Source organism: Lapillicoccus sp. (genome assembly GCF_039935575.1).
GTDB lineage: Bacteria > Actinomycetota > Actinomycetes > Actinomycetales > Dermatophilaceae > Lapillicoccus.
Genome location: NZ_JBDTKA010000148.1, coordinates 1 through 5,041 on the forward strand (window position 1 = coordinate 1; position 5,041 = coordinate 5,041).

Annotated in this window: 5 protein-coding genes and 1 pseudogene; 4 read left to right on the forward strand and 2 right to left on the reverse strand. The window is 66.2% G+C overall.

Going from position 1 to position 5,041, the window contains the following annotated elements; genetic code table 11:
* Window positions 1–36 precede the first annotated feature (36 nt).
* From ABI385_RS17350 to ABI385_RS17360, 3 genes are all read left to right on the forward strand, one after another.
* Window positions 37–162: a glycoside hydrolase family 15 protein gene (locus tag ABI385_RS17350; RefSeq protein ID WP_348105020.1), complete on the forward strand. Its 126-nt coding sequence runs from the start codon at window positions 37–39 to the stop codon at window positions 160–162.
* Window positions 163–190: 28 nt separating this feature from the next.
* On the forward strand, window positions 191–478 hold the full coding sequence (locus ABI385_RS17355; RefSeq protein WP_348105016.1) for a hypothetical protein: 288 nt from the start codon (window positions 191–193) through the stop codon (window positions 476–478).
* Window positions 479–829: 351 nt separating this feature from the next.
* Window positions 830–2,041 carry an AI-2E family transporter gene (locus tag ABI385_RS17360; RefSeq protein WP_348105017.1) on the forward strand — a complete coding sequence of 404 codons (1,212 nt, stop codon included), beginning with the start codon at window positions 830–832 and terminating at the stop codon, window positions 2,039–2,041.
* 85 nt (window positions 2,042–2,126) lie between these two features.
* On the opposite strand, the gene ABI385_RS17365 is transcribed toward ABI385_RS17360, so the two are convergent.
* Window positions 2,127–3,650: a catalase gene (locus ABI385_RS17365; protein WP_348105018.1), complete on the reverse strand. Its 1,524-nt coding sequence runs from the start codon at window positions 3,648–3,650 to the stop codon at window positions 2,127–2,129.
* Complete coding sequence (locus ABI385_RS17370; RefSeq protein WP_348105019.1) at window positions 3,647–4,096, reverse strand: Fur family transcriptional regulator; 450 nt, start codon at window positions 4,094–4,096, stop codon at window positions 3,647–3,649. The genes ABI385_RS17365 and ABI385_RS17370 overlap by 4 nt, the downstream gene beginning before the upstream one ends.
* 330 nt (window positions 4,097–4,426) lie before the next feature.
* Between ABI385_RS17370 and ABI385_RS17375 the strand changes: the two are divergent.
* Window positions 4,427–4,912 (forward strand): annotated as a pseudogene (locus tag ABI385_RS17375) (IS3 family transposase); the annotation flags it as partial.
* Window positions 4,913–5,041: the final 129 nt, after the last annotated feature.

Genomic DNA, 5,041 nt, shown 5'->3' on the forward strand with positions numbered 1-5,041 from the left:
TTCGAGCGCCAACGCGCGGCCTGCGGCACCCCTGGCCTGCTCTCCGAAGAGTTCGACGTACGCCAACGTCAGCTGCGCGGCAACCTGCCCCAGGGGTTCGTGCACGCCCTGTTACTCGAAGCCAGCCAAGTCTTGGGGAACACCAGCAACCTGAATCACTAACCGATCAACGAGAAGGGGGGTGTCGACGATGGATAGCTCGGGGACGACCGGCTACCAGCCGAACCCGGGCAGCGACGAAGCGACCTGGCGGGCCGAGCTGTCGAACCTGCTCGACCCTTCAACGTTTCCCTGCACGGGCGAAGATGCGCTGGTCGCTTTGCTGCGGGTCCACGCCCCGAGTCGACTGCTGCAGCGGCTGGGCGGGGTGCCACCCGGCATGCGGTTCCTTTGTGTCGAGTTGCTCGTCGCGCACATCAGCGCCGAGGCCAACCGGCAGCGCCAGCATGCCGGCAACGGTGAATCAGATCTCCTTTGAGGACCCGCAGGCCGCCTCCAAGTCTCGACCGTAGCCCAGCCTGCCGCCAGCCCCGGCCGCAGCGGGCTGCCGACCAGCTGCCCGACGCATCGCTCAACGAGGCGCTCAGACCAGGCCACGACCAAACCTCGAGGCAGCCGCCCCTCGGGAGACCGGCGACCAGCAGATCCTCTCCTCCCACCAAACCGATCCGGTCAGGAGCACGAAGTGTCAGAACCCCGGGTTGAGGGTGCATCCGGGCACAGCCGAGCACGTACGCAACACCAGAGCTCAGCGAACGCCGACCTGAGGCGAGCCTTCGCACCGGCGAGCTTGACCATCGCTGCGGCGTGGTGCTGGCGAGTCCTGCTTGTGATTGCCACCGTGGTGGCGCTGCTGCTCCTGGCGGCTCGCTTCTACCTGCCGGTCCTACCGTTCGTGTTTGCGCTGCTGCTAGCTGCACTGCTGCACCCGGTGCTGACCCTGATGCGTCGGCTGCACCTGCCTCGCGCTCTAGCCACCGCGGCCACGATGCTCATCGCGCTGCTGGTGCTGTGCGGTGTCGGCTGGTTCGTCTGGCAGCGGGCCGCCACGAGCTACGCGCAGCTCATTGGACAGGTCGACGTCCTGGGCCACCAGCTACGGGACGTCCTGGCCCGAATCCCCGGGGCGGACACGGTACAGCTGGACCAGCTGCAACAGCAGGCGATCAGCTGGCTGCAGCAGCACACCAACACTCTCGTCGCGGGCGTCGTCAACCTGGGCACCGTAGTCGGGGAACTGGTCACCGGCCTGCTCGTGACCCTCTTCCTCACCTTCTACTTCCTCCAGGAGGGAGACCGGATCTGGAGCTGGGTGGTGCGGCTGCTTCCTCAGGACGTCCAGCCCAGCGTCCGGGGCGCCGGCTACCGGTCCTGGCATGTTCTCTCGAGCTGGGTGGTGGGCACCGCAATCATTGCCCTCTTCCATGGCGTGGTCGTCGGCATTTCGCTCGTCCTTCTCGGGGTGCCGCTCGCGGCCCCCCTCGCCGTCCTGATCTTCGTCGGCAGCTTCATCCCGATCGTCGGCTCCCTAGGATTCGGGGGGCTCGCTGTGCTTGTCGCCCTGGTCAGCCAGGGCTGGGTTCCGGCTCTCATCCTGTTGACGATCATGCTCGTCGACAGTCAGATTGAGGCCCACCTGTTGCAGCCGTTCGTCGTCGGTCGGGCAGTTCACCTGCACCCGGTTGCAGTGGTGCTCGCTCTCACCGCAGGTGGGCTAATCGGGGGCATCTTCGGCGCCATCATCACCATCCCGATCGTGGCCTCGGCACACGCAGCCGTGAAGTACCTGACTGGGGTCGAGGACCTGTACGGCAATCCTCGTCCGAGCGACGCCGACCGGATGGCGCCCGAACCCCCGCCCGAGTACGCCCCGCTGCCGCTGTACGCCTCACCCCCGGCACGCGCCGACGACCCGCCGGTCAATATCGAAGAACAGCACAACGACACAGTCCTGCGGCGTCCGGAGGGGATGCGGCTGCGAACCTGGGTTGTTGGTCTGACGCGCCGGCGCGCGTCACCGAGGAAGGCTGGTCACCGCTGACCGAGAAGCTCATACGGAATGTCGACGTCTCGACCTGACCTGACAGATGCGAAGTGGTGAGAGCTCTCGTTGAGTCGCGAAGCGGTCAGGCCTTGGCCTGCATGGCGGCACGGGCGGGGTTGCCCTGTGCGTCGGCCTTGGGGTCCATGTCGTTCTGCTTCGCGCGGACCCCGGACTCGACGTGGTCACCGAGGTCCTGGTCGACGTTGCGCCAGTATGCGAAGGCTCGGTTCAGGACGGGTTCGGTGACACCGTTGAGGAGGTGGCCGACGATGTTGTCGACCAGTCGGTCGCGGGCAGCGTCGTCGAGGACCTCACGCACCATGGTGCCGGCCTGGCCCCAGTCGTCGTCATCGGTGCGCAGCGTGTACGCGCTGCGCACCATCTCGCCGTCGGCATACCAAAGGCCACCGTCGTCGGTGCGGGCCGGGTCGGCCGTCGGACCGCCGTAGGAGTTCGGCGCGTAGACCGGGTCGGCGACGTTCTGTATCCGCATGTGGCCGTCCTTGGAGTAGCTGTGCACCGGCACGATCGGTTGGTTGACCGGGATCTGCCGGTAGTTCACCCCGAGCCGGGCGCGGTGCGCGTCGGAGTAGCTGAATCCACGGGCGAGCAGCATCTTGTCCGGCGAGAGCCCGGTGCCGGCGACGAGGTTGTTAGGTTCGAACGCGGCCTGCTCGATCTGGGTGTGATAGTCGGTCACGTTGCGGTTCAGCGTCATCCGCCCGACCTCCTGCAATGGGTAGTCGCTGTGCGGCCACACCTTGGTCAGGTCGAAGGGGTTGAACCGGTAGGACTTGGCGTCCTCGAACGGCATGATCTGCATGTGCAGCGTCCAGCTGGGGAACTGTCCGGCCTCGATGTGCTCGTAGAGGTCACGCTGGTGGTAGTCGGTGTCGACCGAGGCCATCTGATCGGCTTCGTCCTGGGTGAAGCACTCGACGCCTTGGTCGGTCTTGAAGTGGTACTTCACCCAGCACCTTCCGCCGTCGGCGTTGATCCACATGTAGGTGTGGCTGGAGTAGCCGTTCATGTGCCGCCAGCTGCGCGGGATGCCGCGATCGCCCATCAGCCAGGTCACCTGATGTGCCGACTCCGGCGAGAGCGTCCAGAAGTCCCACTGCATGTCATGATCGCGAAGGTTGTTGGCCGAGCGGCGCTTCTGCGAGCGGATGAAGTGCTGGAACTTCATCGGGTCGCGCATGAAGAACACCGGAGTGTTGTTGCCGACCAGGTCGAAGTTGCCGTCACTGGTGTAGAACTTCAGCGAAAAGCCGCGCGGGTCACGCCACGTGTCGGGGCTACCTCTCTCGCCGGCGACGGTGGAGAACCGCGCGAGCATCTCGGTCTTGGTGCCAGGTTGGAACACGGCCGCCCGGGTGTAGGCGCTCACGTCGTGGGTCACCTCGAAAGTGCCGAAGGCGCCACCTCCCTTCGCGTGGGGTTGACGTTCCGGGATGCGCTCCCGGTTGAACATCGCCATCTGCTCGATCAGGTAGTGGTCCTGCAGCAGCAACGGGCCGTCCGGGCCGACCGACAGCGATTTCTCGTCGCTGGCGACCGGGATCCCGGCGTCGGTGGTGGTTGGGAAAGATTCGTCGGTGGTCACGCGAGCAGCTCCTTGGTTCCTTGGGGGTCTTCTTGTTGGCAGTCGGGGCACCGGCCCCAGAAGAGAACTTCGGCTTCGTCCACCTCGTAACCGGCGTCGTTGCTCGGCGTCAGGCACGGGCGGGATCCGCTGGCGCAGTCAACATCGGTTGTCCGCCCGCATGCCCGGCAGACCAGGTGGTGGTGGTTGTCGCCGGTTCGGATCTCGAATCGGGCGGGTGAGCCGGCAGGCTCGATACGCCGCACCAGGCCGGCACCGACACACGCCTCGAGCACGTCGTAGATGGCTTGGATGGACACCTTGCCCAGTCGGTCCTGGACCATGCTCGCCACCACGGTCACGGTGGCATGCGGAAACTCGGCGAGGGCGTCGAGGACGGCTAGCCGCTGCGTGGTGACGCGCAGGCCCGCCCCGCGCAACACGTCCTCGTTCGCCCGAACCGGCACCTCACCAACTTGCTCCTCCTTCTGGAATTAGTCAAGACAATGCACATATTCCATAGCTTGCTTGCGAGGAGAAGTCCCAGATCGTCCAGACCCCTGGCGGCGGCGCGACCTTCGTTCTCGAACTCCCACAGCGCTCACAGGGATGCCAAAGCGCACGTTGACGGCGACGAGGTCTAGTGGTCTGAGAGAACGCGGAGGTCCTACCGGGCCGGCGAACCTGAGAGGGAACGACCGGATGACCCAGCAGACGCACCCGGAGAGTACCGGGAGCCCGATCCCCGACGAGCCCCCCGCCCAGGCGGGTACGCAGAACGTCGGATCGCCCCCCGTTACCTGGCCACCGGGGCGGGCTGGCTGTATCTGTGCGCGGTCCGCGACGGGTGCTCACGCCGGGTCCTGGGGTACGCCTTCGCTGCCAGCCTGCACACCGACGTGGTGGAGAGCGCGCTGCGGCGCGCGGTGACCTTCCGCGGCCAGGAGACCGGTCAGACGGCGAAGGTGATCTTTCATGCGGATCGTGGATGTCAGTACACCAGCACCCAGCTGGCCGACGTCGCCGCGGAGCTGGATGTGCGGCTCTCGGTCGGACGGACCGGGGTCTGCTGGGACAACGCCCAGCAGGAGTCGTTCTGGTCCACCCTCAAAACCGAGTACTACCAGCGGCACTCGCTCGCCACCCACGCCGAGGCCATCACCGCGGTCAGCTCATGGATCGAGACTGTCTACAACCGCCGCCGGCGGCACAGCGCGCTAGGCCAGATCAGCCCCGTAGCCTTCGAACACCAACTCATCACCGCGGCCACCCAGGCCGCTTAACCCGACGTCCACCAAACGGGGCTAACCCCAGCCGGCGTCGTCCTGCGCGCCGTCGTCCTCTGGCTCATCGCATTAGGAGACACGCCCTAGTCGGGTGGCTGTCTGGGTGCGGCGAGACCCATTCCTTGG